The 1513-nt window shown below is 40.8% G+C and carries 4 protein-coding genes; all 4 read right to left on the bottom strand.

Going from position 1 to position 1513, the window contains the following annotated elements; all coding sequences use genetic code 11:
* Window positions 1–120 precede the first annotated feature (120 nt).
* Window positions 121–354: a hypothetical protein gene (locus PSF28_RS01085; RefSeq protein ID WP_272684499.1), complete on the bottom strand. Its 234-nt coding sequence runs from the start codon at window positions 352–354 to the stop codon at window positions 121–123.
* Window positions 355–561 carry a hypothetical protein gene (locus PSF28_RS01080; protein WP_272684498.1) on the bottom strand — a complete coding sequence of 69 codons (207 nt, stop codon included), beginning with the start codon at window positions 559–561 and terminating at the stop codon, window positions 355–357.
* Window positions 562–593: 32 nt separating this feature from the next.
* The gene (locus tag PSF28_RS01075; protein ID WP_272684497.1) at window positions 594–827 is read right to left on the bottom strand and encodes a hypothetical protein; all 234 of its coding nucleotides are present in this window, start codon (window positions 825–827) and stop codon (window positions 594–596) included.
* A gap of 10 nt (window positions 828–837) precedes the next feature.
* A partial coding sequence (locus PSF28_RS01070) for a Rha family transcriptional regulator (RefSeq protein WP_272684496.1) occupies window positions 838–1513 on the bottom strand: 676 nt, incomplete at its 5' end.

The raw sequence follows: 1513 nt of genomic DNA, 5'->3' as shown, positions 1-1513 counted from the left end.
GGAGTGACATCACGCCAGCTCGGTAAGCCGACTCGATGGCCTCCCAATCTGGTCTTTTAGCCATATATTCATATCCTCATAACAAATTAAAAAGCCCACCATGATGAGCTTTGTGATTGGTTATCTGCAAAGCAACCTCTTTAACCATCCGATTACTCCAACATTACTTGGCTCATCATCAATGCGCATAAGGTTATTTAGCACAGTAACCCGCATGGCAAATGGCTCACCAATACCGTCGAGCTCAACAATGAATTTCCCATCCCTTTTACGCTTGAATACGTTAAATGTGGCGCTGTCTATTTCTTTACCTTCACTATCAGCGATAGTCATGCTCACGTTGACCTTTTTCATTTACGCACCACTCAAGGTGTCAGTAGGTACATCAACCACGGGCACATATTCAACGCTGCTAATCTCATCTGGTGAAATGTATATCCATGCACCGTCAGCCTGTGCGATAGCGATTAGGCCATTAGTTACACGAGGCTCTTTAGTTGTCATTAAGCCTTCGTATGTAGTGCCGTCTTTCTTTGTTGCTGTTACTGTGTATTTCTTCATATTCCACCCAATAAAAAAGGCCGCTGAGCGACCTATTCCTTCTTGCCAAATATCGACTTAAGAACCCATAGAATTACTGATAGCCCAACCACAGTTCCCCAGTTGATACTTATTGCCAAGTCGAATCCTGCTGAATCAGCAAACCAATTCCAAATATGCAGCAAGCACCATGACACAAAGAAACTTATTGATAGCGCGGCGATCATGCATATAGCTAAAATTGCGAAAGATTGACCTGTTGTTAGCCCAGTTGTATTTATTTTCATGGTGACATCCTTATGCTGCCAGCCTGTGCATTTCTTCTAGTAGCGGTTGCTTATGGTTTTTATTAAACAACTTAGTTAATTCTTCCTTTCGTTGTTCAAAGTTCCATCCCATTGAGATAAACACTGTATTGGCTCTTTGCAATTCAGTTACGCAATGTATTTGTTCTGGTGTTAAGTAATCACGGATAGGCTCTTTCTTTCCTATTTCGTTATGTACACGAAACTTAGCAGACGTCATACCAAGCACAATGCGATTAATTAAGTCTGCTTCATTACTAAAATGGTGAGGTGAAATAGTCTTGCCTTGTTCCTCTCTCGCCTTTTTGACCGCATCGGTCATTGGCTTATATTCCAATCTTGACGTATTTCTATCTAACTTTTTGGCAGCTAAAGCAGAACGCATCTTGAAGAATTCAGAAACAAGTCTTTTCTTGAATGCCCTGACTACATCATTGTTACGCATGTATGTAATTAACAATGTTGCCTGCTGTTCATTAAGTAGCGCTACTTGCTGCTTTTGTCGTCCACCGTCTGTATCAAAGGATCGCATTTCAAATGCCACCCTTCCGAATTCATTTAAGTCATCGACATAATGGCGAACAAGTTGAATTACTGTTTTGTGTTTCTTTTTAACTCCATCGGCGATTGCAGAGGAGCTAGTCAATAAATCAAATTTTTTAATTTCC

This window comes from Providencia sp. PROV130 (genome assembly GCF_028482225.1).
In the GTDB taxonomy this organism is placed as follows: domain Bacteria; phylum Pseudomonadota; class Gammaproteobacteria; order Enterobacterales; family Enterobacteriaceae; genus Providencia; species Providencia rettgeri.
This window is presented reverse-complemented; position numbering and strand designations above follow the sequence as displayed.